This window comes from Anaerobacillus sp. 63XJN7_4_ISO-PGPR-S23-413, from assembly GCF_056173725.1.
In genome coordinates, this window is the sequence record NZ_CM149688.1 from 443,076 (window position 1) to 469,098 (window position 26,023).

Sequence of the window (26,023 nt, forward strand, 5' to 3'; positions counted from 1 at the left end):
CTTTAGTTTTATAACTATGCATCGTCGAAAATAGCTAGTTAATTCATTATAGCCATTATCCATCATCGATACTACCTAATCGAAGGTGCACATGCCGAAGGATTATTAATTGAAATACTACTTTTTCATTAACTATTCAAATGAAGAGAGGGTTTGAAAAAAACCTGCTGGTTTAGACCAGCAGGTTCTCTAATGCGTCTTTTAATTTAATGTAGCGGAAAGGATAGCCTAATTCTTTAGCTTTCTGTGGAAGAACGCACTGTCCTTTTAATACAATCCCACTTTTTTCTCCTAGAGCTGCTTGAACAGGTGCTTCAGGAACAGGCATCCAGTGAGGTCGATTTAATACTTCTCCAACTGTTTTACCAAAATCATTCATTCTCTTTGGTTCAGGCGCGGTTACGTTTAATGGTCCCTGGACAGAATCGTGATCAACAGCAAATCGGATCATCCCAACTACATCCATAATATGTACCCAGGAATACCATTGTCGTCCATCACCAAGTTTACCACCCATAAATAATTTATATGGCAAGGTCATTAAAGGAAGGGCTCCTTCTTCGCCAAGGACAACACCAAATCGCGCAAGAACGGTACGAACTCCATGATTCTGTGCTTTCATTGCTTCATCTTCCCATTTGCGTGTAACATCTGCCAGGAAGTCACAACCAGGTTCTGTATCATTTTCGGTAAATGATTTATCAACTGATGAACCATAAAATCCAATAGCAGAAGCGTTTACAAGAACGCGTGGTTTATGATCAAGTTTTTGAATGATGGAAATGATCTCTCTCGTTGACGAAATGCGGCTGTCTAGAATACGCTGTTTACGCTCTTCTGTCCACCGGCCGCTATTAATTGATTCGCCTGCAAGGTTCACGATGGCGTGAATCTTTGGGAGGTCCTTCTCTGGCTCAGCATCATCCTGAAGCCACTTTACATAAGTAACCCCTTTTTTTATAGGTTTGTTTGCAGGGTTCCGTGTTAGAATAAATACCGAATGCCCGTCATTAACAAAAGAGTCTGTTAGTTCACTTCCAACAAAACCAGTTCCTCCGGTAATCGCAATGTTCATATCATCTTCCTCCTAAGCGTACGCGATATACTTCTACTAGTTCTTTACCCATATTCATATTCCTCTAATCAAATGCTTTAACTTCATTCGTTTATTCAGAAAGTGCTACAATGTGAGTGGAGGTGAGTGCATTGGTCAAGGTTACGCGTATAACAACGCAAAAAAACAATAACGAACGATTTTCGATATTTATAGATAAAGGTTCAGGTGAAGAATTTGGTTTCGGTGTTGACCAGGATGTTCTGATCAGCTTTGGTCTTCGAAAAGGCGTCGAATTAAGCGACGAGATGCTTGAAGGAATTCATTTTGAAGACCAGGTGAAAAAAGGCATGAATTACGCGTTAAATTATTTATCTTACCGGATGCGCTCTGAAAAAGAGGTGAAAGAATACCTTACTAAAAAGGAAATACCTGAAGAGGCATTCGAAGCTATTTTCAAAAAGCTTCATCGCTATGGATACGTGAATGATCTTGAATTCGCTATTGCTTTTGTTAGAACAAAAGTAAATGGAGGCGCAAAAGGTCCATTTGTCATCGCGCAAGAGCTCAACCAAAAAGGAGTTAATAAAAAGATGACCGATAAAGCACTTGAAGAATACTCATATGAGCAACAGCTTGAGATTGCAATTAAGTTAGCTGAGAAAAAAGCATCAAAGCTAAAGACTTCTTCAGCAACGGAACAAAGGCAGAAAGTAAATCAGGAACTAAGAGCCAAAGGCTTCGATCGTGACATCATTCAAGAAGTGATGCAGCAAATCGATCTAGAAAAAGGAGAAGACGAGGAATGGGAAGCGCTCGTGCTTCAGGCCCAAAAAGCGGAACGACGCTATAGCAAACTCGAGCGCCGTGAATTCGATCATAAAATGAAGCAATTTTTATATCGTAAAGGGTTTCCTTTTCCGCTTATTAATAAATATCTAGAAGAACTTAACGATCAATAAATATCTCATTTTGTCCTTCATCTTCCTCGATGATTTGGAGGGCTTTCTCAAATGGGGATTTAAGTCTTGATACATCATTAATATGATCGGAATTCGCCCAAAATGGAGTATTCATCCCTCCCATATAAACAGCAGTTGCACTGACACCCGTGCCCTCTAGTTCTTTCCATAAGCTCTCAGTAAAACCTCTTATCGCATATTTAGAAGCGACGTAGACGGTTTCGTGATTTTTCCCTTTTAAACCAGCGGTAGAAATAATATTCATGATGCGACCTTCCATGCTTTTTAATGTAGGGAGGAACGTTTGTGTTGCAAAAATGGTGCCTTTCACATTTGTATCAATAACCTTATGTATATCAGAAATAGTAATGTCTTCTAAAGCCCCGAACGTTCCTGTACCAGCATTGTTTACAAGCATGTGAATTTGTAGATTATCCCGATCCATTGCTTGTTTCAGTTTTTTAAGTTCTTCAGGATCAGTTATATCGCATTCATAAATGGAACAGACACCTTTATTATTTTTGATTTCCTGGTCAATGGATTCAAGTTTTTGTTTGGTTCGACCAACAAGTACGACATGGTGTCCTTTAGTTGCCCACTGTTTTGCAAGCTCAGCTCCGAGGCCAGAACCGGCACCCGTAATTAAAATGGTTTTCATATAAAATCACTCCTTTCTGTAAGCGTAGCATATTTTTGTCAGGAAGTAGAAAATGAACTATACTTGGGGAAGAATTGATGATGATGGAGGTCAAGGATGGAAAAGCGTTTCAGTGATATGAGTGAGCAGGAACTAAGAAATGAAATTGCCCTCTTAAGCGAAAAAGCACGTAGAGCGGAGCAAATGGGCATGGTCAATGAATTCGCCGTTCATGAACGAAGGATTGCACTTGCTAAATCGTATTTATTAAACCCGGATGACTTTATACCGGGCCATAAATATGAAATTGATGGTGATCCAGGTTCTACGTTTATTATCGATTATATGAATGGGACGTTTGCATGGGGAAACCGTGACGGTAGCGATGAGATTGAAGCATTCCCTATTTCGATGTTAATTCAAAAAGAGCAGCAGTAACGCTGCTCTCTTATTTCATCATTTTTACGATCGTTTACGTGTTTGTACCTGTAGTACGATATCGTTATAAGTTTGCTGCGTTTCTCCATTCACCTGATTATGAGCGTGTTTTGGATTTGCACGCGGAGATTGGAATGGATCCTCATATTTCGGATGGAGTCTATCTCGGTTATTTTTTCCCATAGATGCTACCTCCTGTATAAGAGAATTATCCCTGACGGTGGCCTGTCCGATTTGAAGCATTCATCCGCTCTTGTGGATGAGTGTTAATCGACCCGTCAGCACGTTTTGATGCGAATTCTTCTTTTGCGCGGGGTTCACCAGAAAATTTAGCATCTGGAAATCCGGTTTTTTTATTTCTCATCAGCGTGCGCCCCTTTCCAATATCGTGTTGTGAATCAGGCACACCATTAGTATGCGAATTCGGTCGGAATGTTATGTGCCAAACAAAGTTATTTATTAGACAGAATTTGAATTACACCACGAAAGGAGAATGCCTCATGGAAGATTTATTTCAAAGGCTTACTCATAACCTTCTTGAGAAAAATGATCACCTCTCTTATGGTCAAGCGAGAACAATGGTGGAGTTGCTTTGGGAGGATTTTGAATCGTCAAGAGCCAAGGCAGGCAGAGAGTATAAAGGTCAGGATGTAACTGAAAAAATTGTAAAGCAATGGATTGACTACTATGGTCCTGTTTTACATGATTTCATGATGAATAATCCAAAATATAAAGGGTATTTTGGAGATGACAGAAGCATAAAACATTAAACAAAAACCGGCTGGGCACATTATGTGCCCAGCCGGTTTTCTGTGTCATAAAATAAAGTTAACGACTAATCAAGAGCGGGATCTAATTTCTTTCGTAACGTATCTTCGCTGTAAACCCATCCAGTATAGGAACTCGTTATTTCGAGCTGATCTTCCATTTGTACCACGGCGACAAATGGATAATGGCCTTTATTTCGATAGCGAAGATCAATAAAGCGAACTTCATATCCAACTTCTTTTTCTTCAATCTCCCATCTATAAACTGGTGAGAATGAAAGAAATGCACTTAAGTTAGGATCTTCCTTCGCAGATTCCAGTACTGGTGTTTTAGGAACAGGAACGCGATCAAATACGTCTTGAATATGGATCGTAGTTCCTTCAGCGCGAGCTACATAAAACTGTGTCTCAGATTTAACTGCGATATGCCACCTGCTCCAACGAATTGTTGGTGAGACGATCACTTCGACTGCATCTGGAATTCGCTTTCTCACAGCATGAATCACTTTCTTCTGTTCAATTATTCTCCAAACGTAATAGAGAATAAGTATGCCGTAGATCGTGAGGAAAGTGTACCCAGGATTGACTCCCAAATACCAGAGAATTAATCCACCAATATGACTGAGAAAAATAAATGGATCAAAAATATTAATGACGCCAAGGGCTACCCATCTGTTAGAAAATGGCCTAATGGCTTGCGTTCCATATGCGTTAAAAATATCGACAAACACATGAATGAAGACAGCAAGAAATGTCCATAACCAAAGGTGGAGCCAATTTGTTTCAGGAAAAAACACCATTATTCCGCTGCTAATAATGATTGGCCAGAGAAGAACTGCAGGAATGGAATGAGTAATTCCACGATGGTGTCGGATATAGACAGCGTTATTTTTAAGTTTAAGCACAGTATCAAAGTCCGGGGCCTGCGATCCTATTAGCGCTCCAATTAGAACGCTTTGAGCGGTAATGGGGTCCTGTGCAATAGCTGGATCTAACGTTGCAAGAGCTCCAATCCCCAGTCCCATGACCACATGTGTCCCAGTATCCATAGGCTAAGAATCCTCCTTATGAAACGTATCGATCGTTTAGCTAACGATCGTAAATAGACCAAAAAGAATTTATGTCTATTTTGCATTCTTTATTTAGTTATACCCAATTTGAACGAATGTGAAAAGTTAAAAGGTGAATGAAAAGGTATGATGCGTTATTATATGTGATAGACGAAGGTTGAGGAAGTTTCTTAGTAAATTTAAATAAATCTTTTAACACCATTTAATATATCATATCGGAGAGTTGATCCATGACAGAGAAAGTGACAGACCTTTTACATTATTTCGATGAAAAGCAGTTCCAACAGGACCTTATTGCCTGGTTTAAAAAAGAGCAGCGTACACTACCTTGGCGTGAGAATCAGGATCCTTATCGTGTATGGGTATCTGAAATTATGCTACAGCAAACGAGAGTAGACACTGTAATCCCATATTTTGAGCGGTTTATGAGCCTTTTTCCTACTGTGGAGGCACTTGCAAATGCTGAAGAGGCAGATGTATTAAAAGCCTGGGAAGGGCTTGGTTATTACTCAAGGGCGAGAAATCTTCAAAGTGCTGTTCGAGAAGTAGCAGAGACTTATAACGGTATAGTGCCGAATAATCCCAAGCAAATATCTGAACTTAAGGGAGTAGGCCCCTACACTGCTGGGGCAATTTTAAGCATTGCTTATGACATACCACAGCCAGCTGTCGATGGAAACGTGATGCGTGTTCTTTCGCGAATTATTGGGATTTGGGAGGATATTGCTAAACCATCAGCAAGAAAGACTTTTGAAGAAGTAACTCGACGAATTATTTCCGATGAGGATCCATCCTCATTCAATCAGGGGATGATGGAGCTTGGTGCGATTGTATGTACACCAAGATCCCCTTCGTGTCTTCTTTGCCCTGTACAAGAGCATTGTAGAGCCTTTGCTGAAGGGTCGCAGGAAGAGCTGCCAATCAAATCAAAGAAAAAAGCCCCCAGACCCGTACCGATTGCAGTTATAGCTCTTGAGAATAATGAAGGCAAATTTCTTATTCGACAGCGTCCGGAGAAAGGACTTCTGGCAAGCTTGTGGGAATTTCCAAACGTTGAATTAACAGAAGGTGGCTTGAAAGAAAATCAGCTCAAACACCATTTACAAGATACTTATGAAATTAACTCTAAGATTGAGAAGGAATTATCCTCGTTTAATCATATTTTTAGCCATTTAAAATGGCAATTAACAGTTTATAAAGGATCATTTATTGGCCATATCGATCATGAAAAGGCGAAAATGGTTAGTAAGAATGAGTTGCGAGATTATGCCTTTCCTGTCGCTCACCAAAAAATTGTCAATTTGATTTTAGAAGGAGATGAAGCAGAGTGAATTTGAATCTTGAAAACAAGCGCGTTCTTATTACAGGAGGCTCTAAGGGAATTGGAAAGTCGATTGCGAAGGTATTCTATGAAGAAGGTGCGAAAGTGGGGATTTGCGGTAGAAATCGTGATGATCTCGAATTGGCTAGGAATGAAATTGGTCAGGACTTAGCCATTTTTGAAGCGGATGTGACGGATGAGCGGAAGCGCGTCCAGCTCATTGATTCTTTCATCATGCAATTTGGTTCACTTGATATCTTAGTAAACAACGCTGGGGGAAGCAGTGGTTCGACAATTATGGAGACGGATATATCTCAATTCCATAAAGCAATGGAGCTTAATTACTACTCAGCGGTACACCTTAGTCAGCTTTCTGCCGAAATCATGAAGCAACAGGGAAGTGGCGCAATCATCAATATTTCTTCTATCTTCGGTCGTGAATCTGGTGGGAAACCAACTTATAATAATTCAAAATCGGCTATGATTAGTTTTACTAAAGCTATGGGTGATGAGCTAATTAAAGACGGTGTCCGCGTGAATGGGGTTGCTCCAGGAGCCATTCTGCACCCATCAGGGAACTGGCAGGAACGACTTGATGATAATCCTGAGAAAATAGCTGAATTTGTAGATAAAGAAATACCAGGAGGAAGATTTGGGACAACTGACGAAGTGGCGAATGCCGTTGTTTTCCTTGCCTCTGAAAAAGCTTCATGGATTGTTGGTGCGACAATCAACGTCGATGGCGGACAATCGAAATCAAATTTCTAACATTTACTTAAACAACCTTCTGAAGAGTTTCAGAAGGTTGTTTTTTGGACGGAGAACTGGATTTTATTCGGGCATAAATGCTGAGAGCCCACCACGCTGTTCAATTTCTTTCATTATTTCTCGATGGATAGCTACGCCTTCGCTATTTAAGTAAGGAGTAACCTGTTGAAGGCTATAGTGAAAAAAAGATAGTTCTTCGTCCACCCACTCCTTTTTAGACATCATAGAAAGCTCTGTCATATCTCGATTATTCATCATTTAACCTCCTTCTTCTTCTTAGTTTGTATCATTGATTTGAACAGTATGAAGGGGAAGAGATGGAAAGCATGATGAAATGTTCATTCCTGATAAGCTATCAAGTAACAGTTCTATAAGGAATATTTTTGTTTATTTGCACCCGAAACAAGTTTTTCTAAAAACAATACATAAGAATCATGTTACTGGATATTCTATTGTTTGTGGGAGGTGATAAGCCATGGCAAAGAAACCAGGACAAACACAAGCTGGTGCAAACATTCAACAAGCGAAACAGCAGAACCAACAAGCTTCTGCTGGTAAAGCTGGTCAGCAACAATACGGTGCTGAATTTGCAAATGAAACAGATGCACAAGAAGTAAAAGCTCGCAACGCGAAGTCTGCTCAAAATAAGCAGCAAGCATCTGCAGGACAAGCAGCTCAGCAACAATACGGTGCTGAATTTGCAAGCGAAACGGATGCACAACAAGTGAAAGCTCGCAACGCGAAGTCTGCTCAAAATAAGCAGCAAGCATCTGCTAAGAACCAGCAGCAACAATAATCGAACTTCCCGGACAGGGCTGACTTAGTCAGCCCTGTTTTTCGTTAGTTAAATGCTGGTAGGGATTATAAGACAAGTGGAGAAACAATCTAATATAGGAAGGGGTGTTGGTTATGTGCGGACGATTCTCGCTAACGACAGAACTCGACGTGTTACTTGAAAGGTTTCAAATTGATCAAACGAGCATGGATGAATATATACCACGATTTAATATAGCACCATCTCAACAAATCCCGGCTGTGATTAGAACAAATCAAATGAATCGAATGGGAACCTTGCGTTGGGGGCTAATTCCATTCTGGGCAAAGGATGCGTCTATCTCAAATAAATTAATCAATGCGCGAAGTGAAACAGCTCAGGAGAAAGCGAGCTTTAAGCATGCTCTTAAGCAGCGAAGGTGTTTAATATTATCGGATGGTTTTTATGAATGGAAGCAGACGAAGGATCAAAAAATTCCGATGCGGATCCAAGTAAGAAAGGGTGAGCCGTTTGCAATGGCGGGGTTGTGGGAAAAATGGAATGATGGCGACAAAAATCATTTTACATGTACGATACTTACCACAGAAGCAAATGAATTTATGAAAGAGATACATAATCGCATGCCCGTCATTTTAACAAGAGATGATGAGAGGATTTGGCTGGATGATACAGTAAGTGATAGTGAAATCTTAAGCAGTTGTATGAAGCCCATATCCTCTAAGGAAATGAATGCGTATGAAGTTTCGACGCTTGTGAATTCCCCTAGAAATGAACAACCAGAATGTATTGCTCCTGTAGGGAGTTTATGACAAAACTCCTGACTTCTCTACAGAAGTTCCCAAAGGATTTCACATGAGTTTATGGAATTTCTTTTTTGATGAAGGCTTGCTAGAAATCGCTAATGGTATTAGCTTGCTCCATGGGAATGTCAAAAATCACAATTTGGAAGGAGAGGTTAAATGAAGGAGTTTGATGAGCTCATTCAACAGCAGCTCAAGCTTGCCGATCAAATGATTCGTACGAAGGAAGAAATTCTAAGCTTAGAGGATATTCTGGATGAAGAAAAGGGTAGAAATGCCATAATTGTAGAAAGAAAAGAGATGCTATCACTTATGGAGGATGAGTTTGAACGACTTATTTCGGACGTCATCTCTACCTTTGAAAAAACCCCTATTTATTAAGCTGAAATTGGGTGCCATTCTATTCGAGTGGCGCTTTTATTTTAATTTTATTTTGTTAAGCGTTATAATAGAGAAGAATATAGATGAGATGTAAGATTTTTGATAATAGCCATGTATTGAACGGTAAGAAAGAAAGGATGCTGTGAGTCTGCCTGTATGCAAAAGGCATTCATCGTTTTCCGGAATTTCTTAGGAAAGGAGAAGAAGATGAGTTTCCCAACGACCGGGACGAGAATTCAAATTCAAAGCTATAAACATCGCGGTACGCTACATCGTACTTGGGAAGAAAGCATCGTACTTAAAGGCACATCCAAAGAAATAATCGGCGGAAACGATCGCATTCTTGTGACTGAAGCTGATGGAAGACAATGGAGAACGCGTGAACCTGCGATTTGCTACTTTAGTGCAAACCACTGGTTCAATGTCATCGGAATGATCAGAACAGATGGGCTATATTATTATTGTAATTTAGGTACTCCATTTACTTACGATGAAGAAGCATTGAAGTATATTGATTACGATCTTGATATTAAGATCTATCCTGATATGACTTTTAAGTTATTAGATGAAGATGAGTATGAAGCACACCGCGAAGAAATGAATTATCCCGAAGCAGTCGATCGTATTATACAACAAAATGTAAAAGAACTGATGAACTGGATTCATCAAAGAAAAGGACCGTTTGCCCCTGGATTTGTAGATCAGTGGTATGAACAGTTCCTTCAATATAGGTAAGAAAAACCTGTTGAATGTTTTTCAACAGGTTTTTGCATGATATAAAAACAGCATGTGATTAACTAAAGGATGATGCCATCTGGGTAGTATAAAAAGGTATATGACCTTTGTAAGACCGTATAAAAAACAAATTGGGATAACGATTGGAATTGGAATATTAAAGTTTGGTATTCCTCTTCTCCTTCCATTGATTTTAAAGTACGTCATTGATGACATTATCAATGCAGAAATGCCAGCTGGGGATAAGTATGAGCAGCTTCTTTGGTTGATGGGAGGAGCTTTCTTTCTATTCGTCGTTGTCAGACCACCGGTAGAATACTTCCGTCAGTATTATGCTCAGTGGATTGGAAGTAAGATTCTGTATGATATACGAGATAAATTATTTTCTCATATCCAACAATTAAGTTTGAAGTTTTACTCTAATAACAAAGCAGGGGAAATCATCTCAAGAGTAATAAATGATGTGGAGCAAACAAAAACATTTGTAATTACTGGGATGATGAATGTTTGGCTTGATCTCATTACCATCGTCATCATTATCGGTATATTATCATTTATGAATGTTTGGCTAACGCTTGCAGCAATTGTTCTTCTTCCTCTGTATGGACTGTCAGTTAAATTTTTCTATAAGCGTCTTCGTGATTTAACAAAGGATCGCTCACAGGCACTTGCAGAAGTTCAAGGTCATCTTCATGAACGAGTTCAAGGGATGTCTGTGATTCGAAGTTTTGCCTTAGAAGATTATGAACAAGAGCAATTTAACAAAAGAAATACGAATTTCTTAGAACGAGCACTTGATCATACAAGGTGGAATGCCAAAACGTTTGCTGTCGTTAATACGATTACGGATGTAGCTCCTCTTATTGTTATCGCCTTTTCTGCGTATCTTGTGATTTCGGGTGGACTCCAAATCGGTGAAATGGTTGCGTTTGTGACTTATATGGACCGGCTTTATAGTCCTTTAAGAAGATTGGTGAATTCGTCTACCACATTAACCCAAGCCATTGCATCAATGGATCGTGTATTTGAATTTGTCGATGAAAAATACGATATTGTAGATAGAAAAGATGCAAAAAAGTTAAACGATGTTCGAGGAAATATCCAATTTGAACATGTTTCATTTAAATATAATGAAGAGGATCTACCTGTTCTAAAAGGAATTGATCTTAATGTACGTGCTGGAGAAACCATTGCGCTTGTAGGAATGAGCGGTGGCGGTAAATCCTCACTTGTCAGCTTAATTCCACGTTTCTATGATGTGACGGGTGGGAGTATTCTAATTGACGGTACAGACATACGGGATTATGAAGCAAGAAGCTTGAGAGATAACATTGGAATGGTTCTTCAGGATAACATCCTATTTAGTGAATCCGTTCGAATGAATATCATGATGGGGAATCCAAATGCCTCTGAAGAAGAAGTTATACAAGCTGCAAAGGCTGCTAACGCTCATGAGTTCATCATGAACCTTCAAGACGGATATGATACGCCCGTTGGTGAACGAGGTGTGAAGCTGTCTGGTGGACAAAAACAACGGATTGCAATCGCAAGAGTATTTCTTAAAAATCCGCCTATTTTAATTCTTGATGAAGCAACGTCAGCACTTGACCTTGAAAGTGAACATCTTATTCAAGAAGCGCTTGAAGTACTTGCGAAAGATCGCACAACCTTTATTGTCGCACACCGTCTAGCGACAGTGACGCATGCTGACCGTATCGTGGTGGTAGAAAACGGCCAAATTTCAGAGAGCGGGAATCACCAAGAGCTCATGAAACGGAAAGGGTCCTACCATAATTTGTTTCAAGTACAAAATTTATAGTTATTCATCAAAAAGCATCTCTTTGAGGTGCTTTTTTTGTTTAAATATGCATATTATCGCGTAAAAGCGTCAAAAAAAGACAGAAAATTACCTCAATAAGCGTTGCCAACTAACAAAAATAATGTAATAATGATAAACAGATTTTAGTTTAATTAAAAAATTCAGAATTTACGGAAAGGGGTGAGTGTATGGAACATCCAGTTTTAAATGTTAGTGGATTAGAAACGCACTTTTTTACTGATGATGGAGAGATTCCAGCAGTAGACTCCGTTGACTTTCATGTAAATAAAGGTGAAGTACTTGGGATTGTTGGGGAGTCTGGCTCTGGAAAGAGTGTGACTTCATTGTCCATTATGCAACTTATTCAGGCTCCAGGAAAAGTTGTAGGAGGAGAAATTACATACAAAGGGGAAAACCTTCTTACGAAATCAGAGAAAGAGATGAGAAAAATAAGGGGAAATGAAATCGGAATGATCTTCCAGGAACCGATGACATCCCTTAATCCTGTATTTAGAATCGGCAATCAGCTCGTTGAAGGAATTCGAATACATAAAAAATGGAACAAGAAAAAATCCTGGGAGCATGCTATATCAATTCTTAAACTAGTTGGGCTTCCTAGGGCTGAAGAACTTATGAATGATTACCCTCATCAATTATCTGGGGGGATGCGGCAGCGCGTTATGATTGCGATGGCGATGGCATGTGAACCAGAAGTACTCATTGCGGATGAGCCAACAACAGCTCTTGATGTGACGATTCAAGCTCAGATTCTAGAGCTCATGAAGAAATTGAACCAAGAAACTAATACATCGATTATTATGATTACACACGATCTGGGTGTAGTCGCAGAAATTTGTGATCGTATTGTTGTTATGTACTCTGGCAAAATCGTTGAGCAGGGAAAAACAAGTGATATTTTTCAGCATCCAAAGCATCCGTATACGATTGGGTTAATCGAATCAGTACCTGATGTGAGAGTTCGAAAAGACAGGCTGTATTCTATCCCTGGAAATGTGCCAAAACCAGGTTCGATTCATAAAGGATGTCATTTTGCTCCGCGTTGTAGTTTTGCTTTCGATAAATGCTATGAAGAGAATCCAACGTTATTAGATGCAGGACCAGGACAACAGGCTAGGTGCTGGCTTCATGAAGACGAGAAAAAAGCAGCTATATTAGAGAATGTGAAAAGCTAAAGGGGGCGCCTATTTTGCAAGAAGCATTACTTGAAGTAAAACAGCTTAAGAAGCATTTCCCAATTCAGGGAGGCGTACTTAAACAGCAGGTAGGAACAGTGAAAGCTGTGGACGGTGTAACCTTTACCTTACATAAAGGAGAAACATTTGGGTTAGTTGGGGAAAGTGGATGTGGGAAGTCTACAACTGGTCGTATGTTGATGAGACTTCTTGAGCCAAGTGAAGGGGAAGTTCTCTTTGATGGAAAAGAAATGACCAGTTTAAACAAAAAGGATCTTCGTCACCTTAGAAAAGATATTCAAATGGTGTTTCAGGATCCTTTTGCATCGCTTAATCCGAGACATACAGTTGAGAAAATTATCGAAGAACCTCTTATCGTTCATCAGCTTGGTAATAAAGCAGAGCGTAAAAAAAGGGTAAGAGAACTTCTTGAAATTGTTGGTCTTAGTGCCTACCATGCCAAACGTTATCCTCACCAATTCAGTGGTGGACAGCGTCAAAGAATAGGTATAGCACGGGCACTTGCAGTTAATCCGAAGTTAATTATCGCGGATGAACCTGTTTCAGCACTTGATGTTTCGATCCAAGCTCAAGTATTAAATCTTTTAGAAGATCTTCAGAAAGAGCTTGGACTAACATATTTGTTTATAGCTCATGATTTAGGAGTTGTTCGTCATATTAGCGATCGTGTCGGAGTGATGTACCTTGGGCGCATTGTTGAAATGGCAGATAGTGAAAAGCTCTATTTGGATTCAAAACATCCGTATACACAGGCTCTTCTTTCAGCGGTGCCGGTTCCAGATCCTGAATATGGGAAAGACAGAATTATTCTTACTGGAGATGTACCAAGTCCATCTAATCCGCCATCAGGGTGTCCTTTTCACACAAGATGTCCTAAGGCGATGGACGTGTGCAGCTCCGTAGTTCCCGAATTTAGGGAGATAGAACCTGGGCACTATACAGCGTGTCATCTGTATGAAGAAGACCATGTATAAATCACACACATGACTAAGGGGGAAGAACATGAAGAAGACCATTTTTTCATTAATGTTTGTATTGCTTCTTTCGATCGGTCTAGCCGGTTGCGGTGGATCTAACGAAACGAATGGCAATGGTGGGGGAGACTCCGGAGAAGGAGGCGAAGAAGCAGGTGGAACGTTGATCTTTGGTCGCGGTGGTGACTCCGTATCACTTGATCCAGCATCTGTTACAGACGGGGAATCATTTAAAGTAACAAAGAACATCTTTGATACTCTCCTTGATTACGGTGATGATAACACAGATGTACAGGAAGCACTTGCAACAGAGTGGGAAGTTTCTGATGATGGCAAGACGTATACCTTCACACTTCGTGAGGGCGTGAAGTTCCATGACGGTACAGACTTTAATGCAGACGCCGTTGTTTACAACTTCGAACGTTGGATGAATGGGAATGAAGAAGCTTTCTATTACTATAAATCCATGTTCGGTGGATTTAAAGGTGATGAAGGGCACGTTATTGAAAGTGTAACGGCGAAAGACGATTACACAGTTGAATTTAAATTGAAGCGTCCACAGGCGCCATTCTTAAAAAATATCGCGATGTCTCCATTTGCGATTGCTAGTCCTGATGCACTTGAAAAGCAGGGCGATAAGTTTGGTGAAAATCCTGTAGGTACTGGTCCGTTCGTATTTGATCAGTGGAACAGAAATGACAAAATCGTTCTAAATAAAAACGAAGAGTACTGGATGGATGGTTATCCAAAACTTGATAGTGTTATTTTCAGAGCGATTCCTGATAACTCAGCACGTCTAAATGCCTTAATGGCTGGAGAAATCGATTTGATGGATGGTCTTAACCCTTCTGATGTGCAGCAGGTAGAAGACAATGGCGATCTTCAAACGTTCTTCCGACCTTCTATGAACGTTGGATACGTTGGATTGACAACAAATCGTGGACCATTAAAAGATAAGCTTGTACGTCAGGCGCTGAACCACGCTGTGGACAAGCAAGCGCTTATCGATTCTTTCTATGCTGGACAAGCTGAACCAGCGAAAAACCCAATGCCTCCGGTAATCGGTGGATATAACGATGATATTGAAGGTTATGAATATGATCTTGATAAAGCGAAGGAACTTCTAAAAGAAGCTGGCTATGAAGATGGTTTTGAAATGGAGCTTTGGGCAATGCCTGTTCCACGTCCATATATGCCAGATGGTCAAAAAGTAGCAGAAGTTCTTCAGAAAAGCTTCGCAGAAATTGGCGTAGATGCTGAAATCAAATCGTACGAGTGGGCAACTTATCTTGAAAAAGCTCGTAATGGTGAAGCTGATAGCTTCTTGCTAGGTTGGACAGGGGATAATGGTGACGCTGATAACTTCCTATATGTACTCCTTGATCAGGATAACATTGGAAGCAACAACTATACGTACTATGAAAACCAGGAGCTTCATGATCTTCTAATCGAAGCACAGTCGACTCCAGATGAAGAAGAGCGTAATAAGATTTATGCAGAAGCTCAAGAAATCATCCATGAAGATGCACCGTGGATTCCTCTTGTACACTCTAAGCCTGCACTAGGTGGCTCTAGTACAATTAAAGGATTCTCACCGCATCCAACTGGTTCTGACAAGCTAACGAAAGTAACGCTTCAATAGGAAATAAAGAAGGGGAGTGATGAACTCCCCTTTTATTCTTCAAAATAAATTGGTTTTATACATATAGAACGGCATGTGATTTTACAGATGGAAGAAGAGGTGAGTAGATGCTTGCTTATACAGTTAGACGATTGCTAATGCTTATCCCGGTTTTATTTGGAATGACGCTTATTGTGTTCTTTATGATTCGAGCTATTCCTGGAGATCCTGCCCAGGTCATTTTAGGTCAACAGGCAACAGAGGAAGCGATAAAAAGTTTAACCAAACAGCTTGGCCTTGATCAGCCGTGGTATCTACAATATATCGACTATATTAAAAACTTGTTTACAGGTGATTTAGGCACATCTCTTCGAACAAGTTCAGATATTAGTGGAGAAATTTGGCCATATCTTGCTGCTACTCTTGAACTGTCGCTTGTGGCGATGGTTATAGCTATTTTTATTGGCGTCAATGCAGGGATTATTAGTGCATGGTTTCAAAACTCTTGGTTCGATTACACGGCTATGGTACTTGCGCTAGTCGGTGTGTCGATGCCTGTTTTCTGGCTTGGTTTGATGGAACAATGGGCATTCTCGCTTGAACTTGGGTGGCTACCATCCACGGGTCGCGAAAATGTGAGAAACCCTGTTGATGCTATCACGCATCTTTATCTTATTGATACCTTACTTCAGGGAAGAATGGATCAATTTGTAGAAGTGGTTAAGCATTTGATTCTACCTGGTATTGCTCTTGGAACAATACCGATGGCTATCATTGCTCGAATGACACGCTCAAGTATGCTTGAGGTTATGCGCTCAGATTTTGTTCGAACAGCTCGAGCAAAAGGTACAAAGATGTTTTGGGTTGTGTACAAGCATTCATTAAAAAATGCATTTATTCCTGTACTTACTGTTATTGGACTTCAAATGGGTCTCTTACTAGGTGGAGCTATTCTTACTGAAACAATATTTGGTTGGCCAGGAATCGGTCGTTATATTTACGACGCCATTAATTTCAGGGATTATCCAGTGATTCAATCTGGTATTCTCATCGTTGCTGTCATCTTTGTTTTTATTAATCTCATTGTCGATCTGTTATACGCTGCAATTGATCCTCGAATTAAATACAACTAAAGGGGGCTTCTAAGATGGCTGAAATTGCTCCGCAAAAAAAAGTGAATGTTCAAAAGCAACCAGATGAAGAAGTATTATCGCCATGGCGTGAAGCCTGGAAAGGATTCAGGAGAAATAAGCTAGCGATGGTCGGCATGGGGATTGTACTTTTTTTCATTCTTCTAGCGATCTTTGCAGGGGTCATCGCTCCTGAAGGGATTAACGAACAAAAATTAGGTGAACGACTTCAATCTCCATCAGCCAGTCATTGGTTTGGAACCGATGATTTCGGTCGCGATATTTTATCACGTATAATTTATGGGGCAAGAATTTCTTTATGGGTTGGCTTTTTTGCTGTACTAGGTTCAGCGGCGGTAGGGAGTTTACTAGGTATGGTAGCAGGTTATTACGGTAAGCTAGTGGATACGATTATTTCACGTATATTTGATATTATGCTTGCGTTTCCAAGTATTCTTCTTGCTATTGCTGTTGTTGCTGTACTAGGACCATCGCTAAGAAATGCACTTATCGCGATTGCGATTATTAATATTCCTAACTTTGGAAGGCTTGTTCGATCAAGGGTGTTAAGTGTGAAGCAGGAAGAGTATGTTATGGCGGCTAGAGCTGTTGGGATGAAAGATTCAAGAATCATTTTTCATCATATATTGCCAAATTCACTTGCACCTATAATTGTGCAAGGAACACTTGCAATTGCAACGGCTATTCTGGAGGCAGCGGCCCTTAGTTTTCTTGGTCTTGGTGCACAGGCACCACAGCCTGAGTGGGGGAAAATGCTTGCAGATTCACGTTCGTATATTATTCAGGCACCATGGACTGTATTCTTTCCGGGACTTGCGATTATGCTAACGGTTCTTGGATTTAACCTACTTGGTGATGGTCTTCGAGATGCGCTTGATCCAAAAATGAAGAAATAAAAAAATCAGCCGTATCGGCTGATTTTTTTATTTGGCATGAAGCTCCTGAATATCAACTTCATTTTCTTCCTGGTGATAGGAATGAAAGCTATCGACAAGTAAATCAAGGTGTTCAAGGTGATCGTGGTAATCGATAATCATTCCGATTAAGGGGAAGATTGTCATCCAAAGCTCGCGATTACATTCGCCATTTTCGTATAAGTCAACATAGCGTTCGGTTAAGGTAGACTCCCCAGATCCAACATTGTTTAACATTTCCTCGGGAGACTGGTTCCTCACTTTTCCGATATATTTTAAATGGATGCGTTCGTGATAATTTGTTAGCTCATCGAGGTGAGTCTGAATCATCTTCCTGACCTCGTCAGGCATGATCAAAATCTTTACATCAAGTTGATCAAGCATTTTTAGTATAGCAAGTGACTTTTCTGTGGTAGCAATCATCTGTCTAAATAGGACGAGCTTACGTGCTTTTACAAAATCTCTGCGTTTGAAGTACGTACGCTCTTCTTTGTATAGAAGAAAATACTGATCACTTTTAACTGTATCTTCTTTCAACTTAATTAAGTTCTCTTTCAATACTTTATGTTCGGCATCGTTTCTAGTAGCAAGCCTGATCCACTGTGAAATATATTCTGTATTGCTCACAATTTTGTGGAATAATTTCGTTTCATATCTCGGTGGCACGAAAACTAAGTTCACAAAGAAAGAACTGATCACACCGACCATAATGACTAAGAATCGGTTTGTCGCAAAAGTGATGAATTCCTCCTGAGGAGCATTCATGATTAAAATAACAGTTACGATTGCGAGTGGAATCGTACTTTCGATTTTCAATTTAATATTAATGGCGATAATGATGATCGCACCTAGACCAATTACGATTGGCTGGTTTCCAAAGAGCAGAACGAGTATAACTGCAAGCACGGCTCCAATAATATTGGATTGAAATTGATCAATAACGGTTTGATAAGATCTGTAAATCGACGGCTGAATGGCAAATAATGCAGCTACGCCAGCAAAGGTCGGAGGCTCGAGTCCAAGCCATGTTGCAATATAAAGTGCGAGAGTAATCGCTAGCCCTGTTTTAAAAATACGGGCACCAAACTTCATTCTATTGTAAGTCCTTTCGTCGAGTACTTTTAGTATAGAGAGTATCCTCTATTTCCTCTTTTAAACATATGAGACGTTCTAGTTATACATCGGAATGGTCAGGATAGCAAGCCCTATTTTCAATAATAACAAAGATAGTAGAAAAGACAGAATGAAGGAACTTCATTCTGTCTTTTCGCTAAGCCATTTGATGAAAGACGCGCTTTACTGCTTCAAGCGTATCATCGATATCTTTTTCTGTGTGTTCTGTTGTTAAGAACCATGCTTCATATTTAGAAGGGGCAAGGTTGATACCTTCATTGAGCATTAGTTTAAAGAAGCGGGCGAATTTCTCTCCATCGGAGTCTTCAGCTTGTTTGTAATTAATAACCTTCTCGTTATTAAAGTAGACAGTTAAAGCTCCTCGGAGACGATTGATTGTAATTTGGATACCAGCTTCCTGTGCATGAAGGAGGATTCCCTTCTCAAGACGTTCTCCAAGTTTGTCTAAATGATCATAGACGCCCTCTTCTTGAAGAACTTCAAGACACGCAATACCGGCTGAGATAGAGGCTGGATTACCTGCCATTGTCCCAGCTTGATAAGCTGGACCAAGTGGTGCAACGTGTTCCATAATCTCGCGTTTCCCACCGTATGCGCCGATTGGAAGGCCACCACCAATGATTTTTCCTAGTGCCGTCATATCCGGTTCAACATTAAGTAAGTTTTGGGCACCACCATACATAAAGCGGAATGCAGTGATAACTTCATCATAAATAACGAGCGCCCCATATTGATGTGTGATCTCATTTACTTTTTCAAGGAAACCTTCCTCAGGTTCAACAATTCCGAAATTCCCAACAATCGGTTCAACGAGAACTCCGGCTACTTCATCTCCCCATTTCTCCATTGCTTCTTTATAAGCTTCAATGTCATTAAATGGTACGGTGATAACTTCTCTAGCGATGCTTTTTGGGACACCCGCTGAGTCAGGACTTCCAAGGGTAGCGGGACCAGAACCGGCGGCAACTAGCACAAGATCAGAGTGTCCATGATAGCAGCCAGCAAATTTCACAATCTTGTTGCGACCTGTGTAGGCTCTAGCTACGCGTATCGTTGTCATTACTGCTTCCGTACCAGAGTTCACAAATCGAACGCGCTCTAGAGAAGGGATGGCTTCTTGAAGCATCGAACCGAATCGATTTTCTAAGACGGTTGGTGTACCGTATAACACGCCGTTCTCAGCTGCTGTTGTGATGGCCTTAGTAATATGTGGATGCGCATGACCAGTGATGATAGGGCCGTATGCTGCAAGGTAGTCTATGTATTTGTTACCATCGACATCCCAGAAATAAGGACCTTTAGCTGTTTCCATAAAGACAGGAGTGCCTCCTCCAACGCCTTTGTATGAGCGAGATGGACTGTTGACGCCACCTAGCATAATATCGAGTGATTCTTTATGATGTTGTTCTGATTTCGTGAAATTCATGTTGACCTCCTTGTAATGCTTGTTCATCAAACTCCATTGTAGCATGACTAGAGTGTAACGAAACACTCTTGCCGCTTAAGTGAAAGCTCAAATATTGTTTATTACAAGCTGCTCTTGTAAACTAAGTTGGTGTGTTAAAAGGAGGAAGACGTATGGAAAAAGTGATTGATGTACAGGAACTGCGTAAAGATTTTAAATCTCACTCGAGTCGTTCTGGTTTAAAAGGAGCATTTCGAGATCTTTTTACGCGTAATTATAAGGTTATCTCGGCTGTTAAAGATATTTCTTTTACCATTAATGAAGGTGAAATGGTAGGTTATATTGGAGAAAATGGAGCCGGGAAGTCGACGAGTATCAAAATGCTAACGGGTATTCTAACGCCCACTTCTGGAACTGTTCGTGTAAATGGAATGGATCCACATAAAGAACGAGAGAAGTTTGTTCGATCCATTGGAGTTGTATTTGGGCAACGATCTCAATTGTGGTGGGACATTGCCGTACAAGAATCATTTCGTTTGCTTAAAAAAGTCTATAACGTACCAGATGATGTTTATAACGAGCATATGAATCATGTAATTGAGTCTCTAGATATTGGTCCTTTACTTGATAAACCGGTTCGGAAATTATCGCTTGGCCAGCGTATGAGGTGTGAGTTAGCCGCAGCTCTTCTTCATAACCCTAAGCTTCTATTTCTAGATGAACCGACAATTGGACTTGATGTGCTAGTTAAATTAAAGATCCGTAATTTCTTAAAAGAGATTAATGAGAAGTATAAGACAACGATTTTACTTACGACTCATGATCTTACGGATATTGAAGCGTTATGTGATCGGGTTGTTATGCTAGATGAAGGCCAGATTATATATGATGGCAAGCTTGCAAAGCTTCGTTCTAATTGGGGAGAAGGGAAGCAAATTGAATTTCAATTTGGTGAACAGGTTAGTGGTGAACAACTTCAACCTTTATTGAAGGAACTTGAAGCAGAATGGACAAAAGGTGATCGCGAGAATGTGTGGATCGCGAATGTAGTGAATGAAGAGCATGTCATTTCCGAAGTAATTGGGAGAGTCGTAGCAGCAAACAGGATTACGGATATTAAGATTCATGAAATTTCGACTGAAGAGATTATTCGAAATATCTATGAAGAGGGCATGCGTAATGGGTAAGTACATTGAGATGATTCGCGTCCGCTTCTTAATGATGCTTGCCTATCGGACGAACTATTATAGCGGAATTTTAATTTACAGCATTAACATTGGCGCTTACTACTTTCTATGGAATGCGATTTACGGTGGAAAAGGGGAAATTGAAGGATTATCTGTTATTCAAATGACAACATATGTTGCTGTTGCATGGATGGCAAGAGCTTTCTATTTTAATAATATTGATCGAGAAATCGCTCAGGAGATTAAAGAGGGTAAGGTGGCAGTTGAATTTATACGCCCCTATCATTATTTAATAATGAAGACGATGCAGGGGCTTGGAGAAGGGATTTTTAGATTAAGCTTCTTCTCAATTCCAGGGATGATTATTGTTAGCCTCATTTTCCCGATTGAATTTTCGGCTGCTCTGTCGACATGGTTGTTCTTTATGGTAGCAATTATTCTAAGTTTTATTGTTAATACTCAAATTAATCTGCTGACAGGCGTTATGACCTTTTTCTTCTTTAACAACGATGGACTGATTCGAGCAAAGCGCGTTGTGATTGATTTGTTCTCAGGGTTATTACTTCCAATTAGTTTCTATCCAGGTTGGGCACAGAATGTCATGGACTTTCTACCGTTCCAAGCCATTAGCTATATTCCAAGTATGATTTTCACAGAAGGTTTTACTGGAAGTGCGGTTTGGGAAGCGATTCTTTTCCAGCTTGTCTGGGCGGTTATTTTGATTCTTCCAATTCAAGCGCTATGGGTAATTGCCAAAAAACGCTTGATTGTGCAGGGAGGGTGACAAATGAAGCATGCTAGTATTTTCTTTCTATATGTCTCGCAATATATGAAAACGAGATTAACTTATCGTGTAGATATGCTAATGGAAATTATGTCTGACTTATTGTTTCAGGCAGTTAATTTGATTTTTATACTTGTCGTGTTTGGGCATACAAATATGCTTAGCGGCTGGTCGAAGGATGAAATCATCTTTATCTATGGATTTTTCCTCGTTCCTTTTGCTATCTTCGGAGCATTTTTTAACATTTGGGACTTTAACGAGCGGTATATTGTTAAGGGTGAAATGGATCGGATTCTAACAAGACCCGTTCATAGTTTATTTCAGATTATTTTAGAACGAATGGAGCTTGAATCTTTATTTGGGGTTATCACAGGAATCGCTGTTATGGTTTATGCGGGGAGTCGACTTGATCTAAGTATGTCCTGGTACGATCCTATTGTATTTCTCTTTATGGTTTTAGGTGGGGCATTTGTGTATGCAGGTATTTTTATTCTACTAGCAAGCATTAGCTTTTGGTCTGATAGCAGAACAAGTATTATGCCAATGATGTACAATATCGGGAACTATGGGAGATACCCAGTGGATATTTATAATAAAGTGATTCGCTTTGTATTAACGTGGATCTTACCATTTGCTTTTGTAGGAGTGTATCCATCAGCTTATTTCTTAGGTCGTGAAGAATGGTATGGTTATGCCTTTCTTACACCTGTTATGGGAGTTGCGTTTTTTGGGTTCGCCATCTTTATGTGGAATATTGGCGTCACGAAATACAGGGGCGCAGGTAACTAAAAAGTCCAGAGGGATCTCCCTCTGGACTTTTTGTTTATGATTAGACAGGTTCTAATAATGATAAATCGATCGTTTCTTTTAATTTTTTCATACCAAGCCTAACGCGACTTTTCACTGTTCCAAGGGGAATCTTCTTTTTGGAAGCTACTTCTGCTTGACTATAACCCTCTAAGTAGATGAGTTTAAGAATTTCTTTTTGTTCTGTATTCAAAGTATTTAAGGCTCCATCTATCATATCTCTGTTTCCAAAGTCATCTTGAATATAAAGTTCTTTATCGACCAACTGGTGATCTTCAACGACTGTTTCTTTAAAATTACGCTGCTCTTTCTTAATCCGATCAATAGCTCGGTTTCGTGTGATCTGGTTAACCCATGAGGAGAGTTTGCCTTTATCAGGCTCGAATTGACTTCGCTTATTCCAAACTTCCAAATAAACATCCTGAACGATCTCTTCGGCAATTTGCTGGTCATTTACAATGCGACGGGCGATTCGTAAAAGAGTCTGGTGGTTTTCTACACAAAAAATTTTGAAATGATCTTCATTTCCACTTTCCCAGTAAGCAATCGCATAATTGCCTTTACTCATTAATAAGTTCCTCCTCCGAGCTTTGCTAGTAGCTTTATTCCCTTGAATTCGAAATAAAAACAATGAAAGTGTAAAAAAGTGATCCGATTGCAAATATTTTGTCGTATTAGTTAATGAACAAAGGTTATACAAAAGTATAACAAAAATTAAATAAAGGGAGCGGATTGAATGCTTAGGAAGTTTATGGCAGCCGCAGTTGCGATGGTTATGATGTTTGGGATTATTGGTGGTACGGCATTCGCAGATAATCATGAAGCAATGGTACGAGTGATTCATGCGTCTCCAGATGCACCTGCAGTTGATGTTTATGTAGATGGTGAGGCAGTTGTAGAAGGTGCTGAATATAAACAGGCGACAGAATACATGGCTCTTCCTGCAGGAGATCACGAAATTGAAGTATTCCCAGCTGGTGAGAATGGAGAAGGCGAGCCGGTTATCAGTCAGTCAGTGACGCTTGAAGAAGGCATGAAGTATTCTGCTGCTGCAGTAGGTACGCTAGATAGCATCTCCCTTTGGGCGCTAAGCGATGATATGGAAGCTTCTAAAGGAAAAGCAAAAGTAAGGGTTGTACATGCGTCTCCAGATGCACCTAATGTAGATGTAGCCGTTAAAGACGGAGACGTTCTATTCTCAGATGTAGCATTTAAATCAACGTCAGACTACGCTGAAGTTGATCCTATGACTGTTGATCTTGAAGTTCGACCAGCAGGTTCTGAAGACGTTGTTCTTGAGATTCCTGGTGTTGAATTAAAAGAAGGCTATGTTTACTCTGTTTATGCGGTAGGTCTTGTAGAAGGTGAACCAACTCTTGAAGCATGGCCGATGGTTGATGCGACAAATATGCCTTCAGACATGCCCCAAACAGGTATGGGTGGTACAGCTGATCAGTCTCATACAGTTGCATGGGCACTTCTTGGAGGAGCTATTCTAGCAGCAGGAACTGGAATTTATCTTCGTAAGAAGCAAACAGCTTAAATCAAGGTAGAAGGAGGAGCGCATATGCCGTTTAAAAAGCTTTTATTAAGTATGTTACTTTTAGGAGCAGCGGCAGGCTGCTCCTCTTCTTCTAATCAATCAGATGAAATGAAAGAAGTTTTACCTAATAATGAGGAAACACATCTGATCTCTGCTCCAGATTTAACAGCATCTTCTTCATCTAAGAGTAACGAATCCGTTGAACCTGCTTTAGTAGGAATCATTCCAGCCCAATTATCCATTCCAGCTATTAATGTAGACGCAAAAGTGGAGCATGTGGGCCAATTAACAGATGGGCAAATGGATGTGCCCAAAGATGAACGTAACGTTGGATGGTATCAGCCTGGAGCGAAACCTGGTGAAAGAGGAAATGCCGTCCTTGCCGGTCACGTTGATAACAAAACTGGACCATCGGTGTTCTTTCACCTTGGAGATTTAGAAGCTGGAGATCTCGTTACAGTTACGGATGAACATGGATTGGCGTATGATTTTGAGGTGCATGCTGTTGAGTCTTATCCTAGAAATAAAGCGCCACTCGAGAAAGTATTTGGAACAAGTTCTAAATCAAGCCTCAATTTAATTACTTGTACAGGGACATTTGATCGAGATGCAGGAACACACGAGGAGCGGATGGTTGTCTACACGACACTTGTTTCAGAATAGTTCGTCCTAAATTCAACGAACACCTCATAAACCTATTATGAGGTGTTTACTAATGCTCTTATTGATTACTTGTGCTATTATTCTTGCCCTTATTAGTGTTGGGAGAAGTATGGTAGCTCTTATGAAAAGAACGAGAGTGCCTGGTAGTCTCCTGTCTGTTTATAAGATGTTTCTACTGTTCCTTGTTTATTTAACGATGATTATCGCTTTTGGGAGTATGTATTTAAGCCTCATTATCCTTGATATTCCTGTACTTCAAGAAGGTCAAATGGATCTTGCGGATATGACATTAACACCGTTTACAAGAGTTCAATCTGTCCTTTATTTCAGTGCGGTTACGCTTCTATCGGTTGGCTATGGAGATCTTACTCCAATTGGAGTTGGAAGATGGATTGCGATTTTTGAGGCGTTAATCGGTTACTTAATGCCAGCCGCATTTTTTGTCACGACCATCGTTGACTATCGTGAAAGCCCCAAGTTGTAAGTTCGAATGAATTTCGTTACGCTTATCTTAAGAAGATTTAAGGAGGCGTAAAAATGAGTGTTGAAATTGGTCAAAAAGCTCCAGATTTTAAGTTAGAAGCAAGCACTGGTGAGACTGTGTCTCTTTCAGACTATAAAGGAAAAAATGTTGTGCTTTATTTTTATCCAAAAGATATGACGCCTGGCTGTACGACAGAGGCATGTGATTTTCGAGATCATATTGAAGGATTCGAAGAACTGGATACGGTTATCTTGGGAGTAAGTCCAGACCCAGTCGAGAAACACAAAAAATTTATTGATAAGTATGACCTTCCGTTCCTTCTCCTAGCAGATGAAGATCATTCTGCTGCAGAAGCATATGATGTATGGCAGTTAAAGAAGAACTTCGGCAAAGAATACATGGGGATTGTTCGTTCTACCTTTGTTATAGACAAAGAAGGAACCCTTGTAAAAGAGTGGCGGAAAGTTCGCGTTAAAGAGCATGTGGAATCTGCACTAGGTTACATTAAAGAAAACTTATCATAAGCCTTTGTCTGCGGGACAAAAGACTATACCATTAGATGTTTGCAACATAGAGTATAGTAGATCATATCTTCAGTTGAGAGCGCATTATGCG

Annotated in this window: 31 protein-coding genes; 22 read left to right on the forward strand and 9 right to left on the reverse strand. The window is 40.1% G+C overall.

Annotation, left to right across the window (positions count from 1 at the left end; genetic code table 11):
- Nucleotides 1-172: 172 nt before the first annotated feature.
- Entirely contained in the window at nt 173-1,075 is a 903-nt protein-coding gene (locus AC0VYO_RS02420; protein WP_475366458.1) for a TIGR01777 family oxidoreductase, read from the reverse strand.
- A gap of 131 nt (nt 1,076-1,206) precedes the next feature.
- Here AC0VYO_RS02420 and recX point away from each other — a divergent pair, with 131 nt between their 5' ends.
- Nucleotides 1,207-2,016 carry a recombination regulator RecX gene (recX, locus tag AC0VYO_RS02425; protein WP_475366459.1) on the forward strand — a complete coding sequence of 270 codons (810 nt, stop codon included), beginning with the start codon at nt 1,207-1,209 and terminating at the stop codon, nt 2,014-2,016.
- On the opposite strand, the gene AC0VYO_RS02430 is transcribed toward recX, so the two are convergent.
- Complete coding sequence (locus tag AC0VYO_RS02430; protein ID WP_475366460.1) at nt 2,003-2,674, reverse strand: SDR family NAD(P)-dependent oxidoreductase; 672 nt, start codon at nt 2,672-2,674, stop codon at nt 2,003-2,005. The genes recX and AC0VYO_RS02430 overlap by 14 nt on opposite strands.
- 96 nt (nt 2,675-2,770) lie before the next feature.
- Between AC0VYO_RS02430 and AC0VYO_RS02435 the strand changes: the two genes are divergently transcribed.
- Nucleotides 2,771-3,091 carry a YfhH family protein gene (locus tag AC0VYO_RS02435; protein ID WP_283153076.1) on the forward strand — a complete coding sequence of 107 codons (321 nt, stop codon included), beginning with the start codon at nt 2,771-2,773 and terminating at the stop codon, nt 3,089-3,091.
- A gap of 24 nt (nt 3,092-3,115) precedes the next feature.
- Here the strand turns inward: AC0VYO_RS02435 and AC0VYO_RS02440 are convergent, their stop codons facing one another.
- Nucleotides 3,116-3,274 carry a YpzG family protein gene (locus AC0VYO_RS02440; protein WP_194220098.1) on the reverse strand — a complete coding sequence of 53 codons (159 nt, stop codon included), beginning with the start codon at nt 3,272-3,274 and terminating at the stop codon, nt 3,116-3,118.
- A gap of 25 nt (nt 3,275-3,299) precedes the next feature.
- Nucleotides 3,300-3,455 (reverse strand): small, acid-soluble spore protein K, encoded by a 156-nt coding sequence (gene sspK, locus AC0VYO_RS02445; RefSeq protein ID WP_371018515.1) that lies wholly within the window; start codon nt 3,453-3,455, stop codon nt 3,300-3,302.
- 136 nt (nt 3,456-3,591) lie between these two features.
- Between sspK and AC0VYO_RS02450 the strand changes: the two genes are divergently transcribed.
- Nucleotides 3,592-3,861, forward strand: a complete 270-nt coding sequence (locus tag AC0VYO_RS02450) for a YfhJ family protein (protein ID WP_159781055.1) — start codon at nt 3,592-3,594, stop codon at nt 3,859-3,861.
- A 65-nt stretch (nt 3,862-3,926) separates the two neighbouring features.
- Here the strand turns inward: AC0VYO_RS02450 and AC0VYO_RS02455 are convergent, their stop codons facing one another.
- A complete protein-coding gene (locus tag AC0VYO_RS02455; RefSeq protein ID WP_475366462.1) occupies nt 3,927-4,907 on the reverse strand; it encodes a metal-dependent hydrolase in 981 nt (326 codons plus the stop codon).
- A gap of 251 nt (nt 4,908-5,158) precedes the next feature.
- On the opposite strand from AC0VYO_RS02455, the gene mutY reads away from it, so the two are divergent.
- A complete protein-coding gene (gene mutY, locus AC0VYO_RS02460) occupies nt 5,159-6,259 on the forward strand; it encodes an A/G-specific adenine glycosylase (RefSeq protein ID WP_475368361.1) in 1,101 nt (366 codons plus the stop codon).
- Nucleotides 6,256-7,017, forward strand: coding sequence for an SDR family NAD(P)-dependent oxidoreductase (locus AC0VYO_RS02465; protein ID WP_475368362.1), 762 nt, complete (start codon nt 6,256-6,258; stop codon nt 7,015-7,017). Before mutY ends, AC0VYO_RS02465 begins: the two co-directional genes overlap by 4 nt.
- Before the next feature lie 63 nt (nt 7,018-7,080).
- Here the strand turns inward: AC0VYO_RS02465 and AC0VYO_RS02470 are convergent, their stop codons facing one another.
- Nucleotides 7,081-7,275, reverse strand: a complete 195-nt coding sequence (locus AC0VYO_RS02470; RefSeq protein ID WP_283153072.1) for a hypothetical protein — start codon at nt 7,273-7,275, stop codon at nt 7,081-7,083.
- A 217-nt stretch (nt 7,276-7,492) separates the two neighbouring features.
- Here AC0VYO_RS02470 and AC0VYO_RS02475 point away from each other — a divergent pair, with 217 nt between their 5' ends.
- The 10 genes from AC0VYO_RS02475 to nikC all read left to right on the forward strand — a co-directional run bounded on the left by AC0VYO_RS02475 (nt 7,493) and on the right by nikC (nt 17,383).
- Nucleotides 7,493-7,813 carry a gamma-type small acid-soluble spore protein gene (locus AC0VYO_RS02475; protein ID WP_194220091.1) on the forward strand — a complete coding sequence of 107 codons (321 nt, stop codon included), beginning with the start codon at nt 7,493-7,495 and terminating at the stop codon, nt 7,811-7,813.
- Nucleotides 7,814-7,926: 113 nt separating this feature from the next.
- Nucleotides 7,927-8,601, forward strand: coding sequence for an SOS response-associated peptidase (locus AC0VYO_RS02480; protein WP_475366465.1), 675 nt, complete (start codon nt 7,927-7,929; stop codon nt 8,599-8,601).
- Between the two features lie 150 nt (nt 8,602-8,751).
- Nucleotides 8,752-8,973, forward strand: a complete 222-nt coding sequence (locus AC0VYO_RS02485) for a hypothetical protein (RefSeq protein WP_194220089.1) — start codon at nt 8,752-8,754, stop codon at nt 8,971-8,973.
- 207 nt (nt 8,974-9,180) lie between these two features.
- Complete coding sequence (ntdP, locus tag AC0VYO_RS02490) at nt 9,181-9,708, forward strand: nucleoside tri-diphosphate phosphatase (RefSeq protein ID WP_226616541.1); 528 nt, start codon at nt 9,181-9,183, stop codon at nt 9,706-9,708.
- Nucleotides 9,709-9,808: 100 nt separating this feature from the next.
- On the forward strand, nt 9,809-11,527 hold the full coding sequence (locus tag AC0VYO_RS02495) for an ABC transporter ATP-binding protein (RefSeq protein ID WP_475368363.1): 1,719 nt from the start codon (nt 9,809-9,811) through the stop codon (nt 11,525-11,527).
- A gap of 188 nt (nt 11,528-11,715) precedes the next feature.
- Nucleotides 11,716-12,720, forward strand: a complete 1,005-nt coding sequence (locus AC0VYO_RS02500) for an ABC transporter ATP-binding protein (RefSeq protein ID WP_283153071.1) — start codon at nt 11,716-11,718, stop codon at nt 12,718-12,720.
- Nucleotides 12,721-12,734: 14 nt separating this feature from the next.
- A complete protein-coding gene (locus AC0VYO_RS02505; protein WP_194220086.1) occupies nt 12,735-13,715 on the forward strand; it encodes an ABC transporter ATP-binding protein in 981 nt (326 codons plus the stop codon).
- A 28-nt stretch (nt 13,716-13,743) separates the two neighbouring features.
- Nucleotides 13,744-15,357 (forward strand): ABC transporter substrate-binding protein, encoded by a 1,614-nt coding sequence (locus tag AC0VYO_RS02510; protein WP_475368364.1) that lies wholly within the window; start codon nt 13,744-13,746, stop codon nt 15,355-15,357.
- A gap of 107 nt (nt 15,358-15,464) precedes the next feature.
- Nucleotides 15,465-16,469, forward strand: a complete 1,005-nt coding sequence (locus tag AC0VYO_RS02515; protein WP_226616545.1) for an ABC transporter permease — start codon at nt 15,465-15,467, stop codon at nt 16,467-16,469.
- A 14-nt stretch (nt 16,470-16,483) separates the two neighbouring features.
- The gene (nikC, locus tag AC0VYO_RS02520) at nt 16,484-17,383 is read left to right on the forward strand and encodes a nickel transporter permease (RefSeq protein WP_194220083.1); all 900 of its coding nucleotides are present in this window, start codon (nt 16,484-16,486) and stop codon (nt 17,381-17,383) included.
- A gap of 27 nt (nt 17,384-17,410) precedes the next feature.
- On the opposite strand, the gene AC0VYO_RS02525 is transcribed toward nikC, so the two are convergent.
- Together AC0VYO_RS02525 and AC0VYO_RS02530 are read right to left on the reverse strand one after the other, a co-directional pair.
- Nucleotides 17,411-18,493, reverse strand: coding sequence for an FUSC family protein (locus tag AC0VYO_RS02525; RefSeq protein WP_226616546.1), 1,083 nt, complete (start codon nt 18,491-18,493; stop codon nt 17,411-17,413).
- Between the two features lie 178 nt (nt 18,494-18,671).
- Nucleotides 18,672-19,961 (reverse strand): glutamate-1-semialdehyde 2,1-aminomutase, encoded by a 1,290-nt coding sequence (locus AC0VYO_RS02530; RefSeq protein ID WP_194220081.1) that lies wholly within the window; start codon nt 19,959-19,961, stop codon nt 18,672-18,674.
- Between the two features lie 152 nt (nt 19,962-20,113).
- Between AC0VYO_RS02530 and AC0VYO_RS02535 the strand changes: the two genes are divergently transcribed.
- The 3 genes from AC0VYO_RS02535 to AC0VYO_RS02545 are packed head-to-tail and all read left to right on the forward strand — an operon-like array spanning nt 20,114 to nt 22,700.
- Nucleotides 20,114-21,127, forward strand: a complete 1,014-nt coding sequence (locus AC0VYO_RS02535) for an ABC transporter ATP-binding protein (protein ID WP_194220080.1) — start codon at nt 20,114-20,116, stop codon at nt 21,125-21,127.
- A complete protein-coding gene (locus AC0VYO_RS02540; protein ID WP_194220079.1) occupies nt 21,120-21,911 on the forward strand; it encodes an ABC transporter permease in 792 nt (263 codons plus the stop codon). Before AC0VYO_RS02535 ends, AC0VYO_RS02540 begins: the two co-directional genes overlap by 8 nt.
- Nucleotides 21,912-21,914: 3 nt before the next feature.
- Nucleotides 21,915-22,700 (forward strand): ABC transporter permease, encoded by a 786-nt coding sequence (locus AC0VYO_RS02545; protein ID WP_194220078.1) that lies wholly within the window; start codon nt 21,915-21,917, stop codon nt 22,698-22,700.
- Between the two features lie 40 nt (nt 22,701-22,740).
- Here the strand turns inward: AC0VYO_RS02545 and AC0VYO_RS02550 are convergent, their stop codons facing one another.
- Nucleotides 22,741-23,286: an RNA polymerase sigma factor gene (locus AC0VYO_RS02550; RefSeq protein ID WP_475368365.1), complete on the reverse strand. Its 546-nt coding sequence runs from the start codon at nt 23,284-23,286 to the stop codon at nt 22,741-22,743.
- A gap of 168 nt (nt 23,287-23,454) precedes the next feature.
- On the opposite strand from AC0VYO_RS02550, the gene AC0VYO_RS02555 reads away from it, so the two are divergent.
- The 4 genes from AC0VYO_RS02555 to bcp are packed head-to-tail and all read left to right on the forward strand — an operon-like array spanning nt 23,455 to nt 25,932.
- Nucleotides 23,455-24,261 carry a DUF4397 domain-containing protein gene (locus AC0VYO_RS02555; RefSeq protein ID WP_430241496.1) on the forward strand — a complete coding sequence of 269 codons (807 nt, stop codon included), beginning with the start codon at nt 23,455-23,457 and terminating at the stop codon, nt 24,259-24,261.
- Between the two features lie 24 nt (nt 24,262-24,285).
- Nucleotides 24,286-24,924 (forward strand): class F sortase, encoded by a 639-nt coding sequence (locus AC0VYO_RS02560; RefSeq protein ID WP_475366470.1) that lies wholly within the window; start codon nt 24,286-24,288, stop codon nt 24,922-24,924.
- Between the two features lie 52 nt (nt 24,925-24,976).
- Entirely contained in the window at nt 24,977-25,408 is a 432-nt protein-coding gene (locus AC0VYO_RS02565) for an ion channel (RefSeq protein WP_430241492.1), read from the forward strand.
- 53 nt (nt 25,409-25,461) lie between these two features.
- A complete protein-coding gene (gene bcp, locus AC0VYO_RS02570; RefSeq protein WP_226616553.1) occupies nt 25,462-25,932 on the forward strand; it encodes a thioredoxin-dependent thiol peroxidase in 471 nt (156 codons plus the stop codon).
- Nucleotides 25,933-26,023: the final 91 nt, after the last annotated feature.

What these genes read in the sequence shown, in the direction of transcription:
- AC0VYO_RS02420 (WP_475366458.1), bottom strand. Translation starts at nt 1,075, where the DNA reads ATGAACATTGCGATTACCGGAGGAACTGGTTTTGTTGGAAGTGAACTA.
- AC0VYO_RS02430 (WP_475366460.1), bottom strand. Translation starts at nt 2,674, where the DNA reads ATGAAAACCATTTTAATTACGGGTGCCGGTTCTGGCCTCGGAGCTGAG.
- AC0VYO_RS02435 (WP_283153076.1), top strand. Translation starts at nt 2,771, where the DNA reads ATGGAAAAGCGTTTCAGTGATATGAGTGAGCAGGAACTAAGAAATGAA.
- AC0VYO_RS02440 (WP_194220098.1), bottom strand. Translation starts at nt 3,274, where the DNA reads ATGGGAAAAAATAACCGAGATAGACTCCATCCGAAATATGAGGATCCA.
- sspK (WP_371018515.1), bottom strand. Translation starts at nt 3,455, where the DNA reads ATGAGAAATAAAAAAACCGGATTTCCAGATGCTAAATTTTCTGGTGAA.
- AC0VYO_RS02450 (WP_159781055.1), top strand. Translation starts at nt 3,592, where the DNA reads ATGGAAGATTTATTTCAAAGGCTTACTCATAACCTTCTTGAGAAAAAT.
- AC0VYO_RS02455 (WP_475366462.1), bottom strand. Translation starts at nt 4,907, where the DNA reads ATGGATACTGGGACACATGTGGTCATGGGACTGGGGATTGGAGCTCTT.
- mutY (WP_475368361.1), top strand. Translation starts at nt 5,159, where the DNA reads ATGACAGAGAAAGTGACAGACCTTTTACATTATTTCGATGAAAAGCAG.
- AC0VYO_RS02470 (WP_283153072.1), bottom strand. Translation starts at nt 7,275, where the DNA reads ATGATGAATAATCGAGATATGACAGAGCTTTCTATGATGTCTAAAAAG.
- AC0VYO_RS02475 (WP_194220091.1), top strand. Translation starts at nt 7,493, where the DNA reads ATGGCAAAGAAACCAGGACAAACACAAGCTGGTGCAAACATTCAACAA.
- AC0VYO_RS02480 (WP_475366465.1), top strand. Translation starts at nt 7,927, where the DNA reads ATGTGCGGACGATTCTCGCTAACGACAGAACTCGACGTGTTACTTGAA.
- AC0VYO_RS02485 (WP_194220089.1), top strand. Translation starts at nt 8,752, where the DNA reads ATGAAGGAGTTTGATGAGCTCATTCAACAGCAGCTCAAGCTTGCCGAT.
- ntdP (WP_226616541.1), top strand. Translation starts at nt 9,181, where the DNA reads ATGAGTTTCCCAACGACCGGGACGAGAATTCAAATTCAAAGCTATAAA.
- AC0VYO_RS02495 (WP_475368363.1), top strand. Translation starts at nt 9,809, where the DNA reads ATGACCTTTGTAAGACCGTATAAAAAACAAATTGGGATAACGATTGGA.
- AC0VYO_RS02500 (WP_283153071.1), top strand. Translation starts at nt 11,716, where the DNA reads ATGGAACATCCAGTTTTAAATGTTAGTGGATTAGAAACGCACTTTTTT.
- AC0VYO_RS02510 (WP_475368364.1), top strand. Translation starts at nt 13,744, where the DNA reads ATGAAGAAGACCATTTTTTCATTAATGTTTGTATTGCTTCTTTCGATC.
- AC0VYO_RS02515 (WP_226616545.1), top strand. Translation starts at nt 15,465, where the DNA reads ATGCTTGCTTATACAGTTAGACGATTGCTAATGCTTATCCCGGTTTTA.
- nikC (WP_194220083.1), top strand. Translation starts at nt 16,484, where the DNA reads ATGGCTGAAATTGCTCCGCAAAAAAAAGTGAATGTTCAAAAGCAACCA.
- AC0VYO_RS02525 (WP_226616546.1), bottom strand. Translation starts at nt 18,493, where the DNA reads ATGAAGTTTGGTGCCCGTATTTTTAAAACAGGGCTAGCGATTACTCTC.
- AC0VYO_RS02530 (WP_194220081.1), bottom strand. Translation starts at nt 19,961, where the DNA reads ATGAATTTCACGAAATCAGAACAACATCATAAAGAATCACTCGATATT.
- AC0VYO_RS02535 (WP_194220080.1), top strand. Translation starts at nt 20,114, where the DNA reads ATGGAAAAAGTGATTGATGTACAGGAACTGCGTAAAGATTTTAAATCT.
- AC0VYO_RS02540 (WP_194220079.1), top strand. Translation starts at nt 21,120, where the DNA reads ATGGGTAAGTACATTGAGATGATTCGCGTCCGCTTCTTAATGATGCTT.
- AC0VYO_RS02545 (WP_194220078.1), top strand. Translation starts at nt 21,915, where the DNA reads ATGAAGCATGCTAGTATTTTCTTTCTATATGTCTCGCAATATATGAAA.
- AC0VYO_RS02550 (WP_475368365.1), bottom strand. Translation starts at nt 23,286, where the DNA reads ATGAGTAAAGGCAATTATGCGATTGCTTACTGGGAAAGTGGAAATGAA.
- AC0VYO_RS02555 (WP_430241496.1), top strand. Translation starts at nt 23,455, where the DNA reads ATGCTTAGGAAGTTTATGGCAGCCGCAGTTGCGATGGTTATGATGTTT.
- AC0VYO_RS02560 (WP_475366470.1), top strand. Translation starts at nt 24,286, where the DNA reads ATGCCGTTTAAAAAGCTTTTATTAAGTATGTTACTTTTAGGAGCAGCG.
- AC0VYO_RS02565 (WP_430241492.1), top strand. Translation starts at nt 24,977, where the DNA reads ATGCTCTTATTGATTACTTGTGCTATTATTCTTGCCCTTATTAGTGTT.
- bcp (WP_226616553.1), top strand. Translation starts at nt 25,462, where the DNA reads ATGAGTGTTGAAATTGGTCAAAAAGCTCCAGATTTTAAGTTAGAAGCA.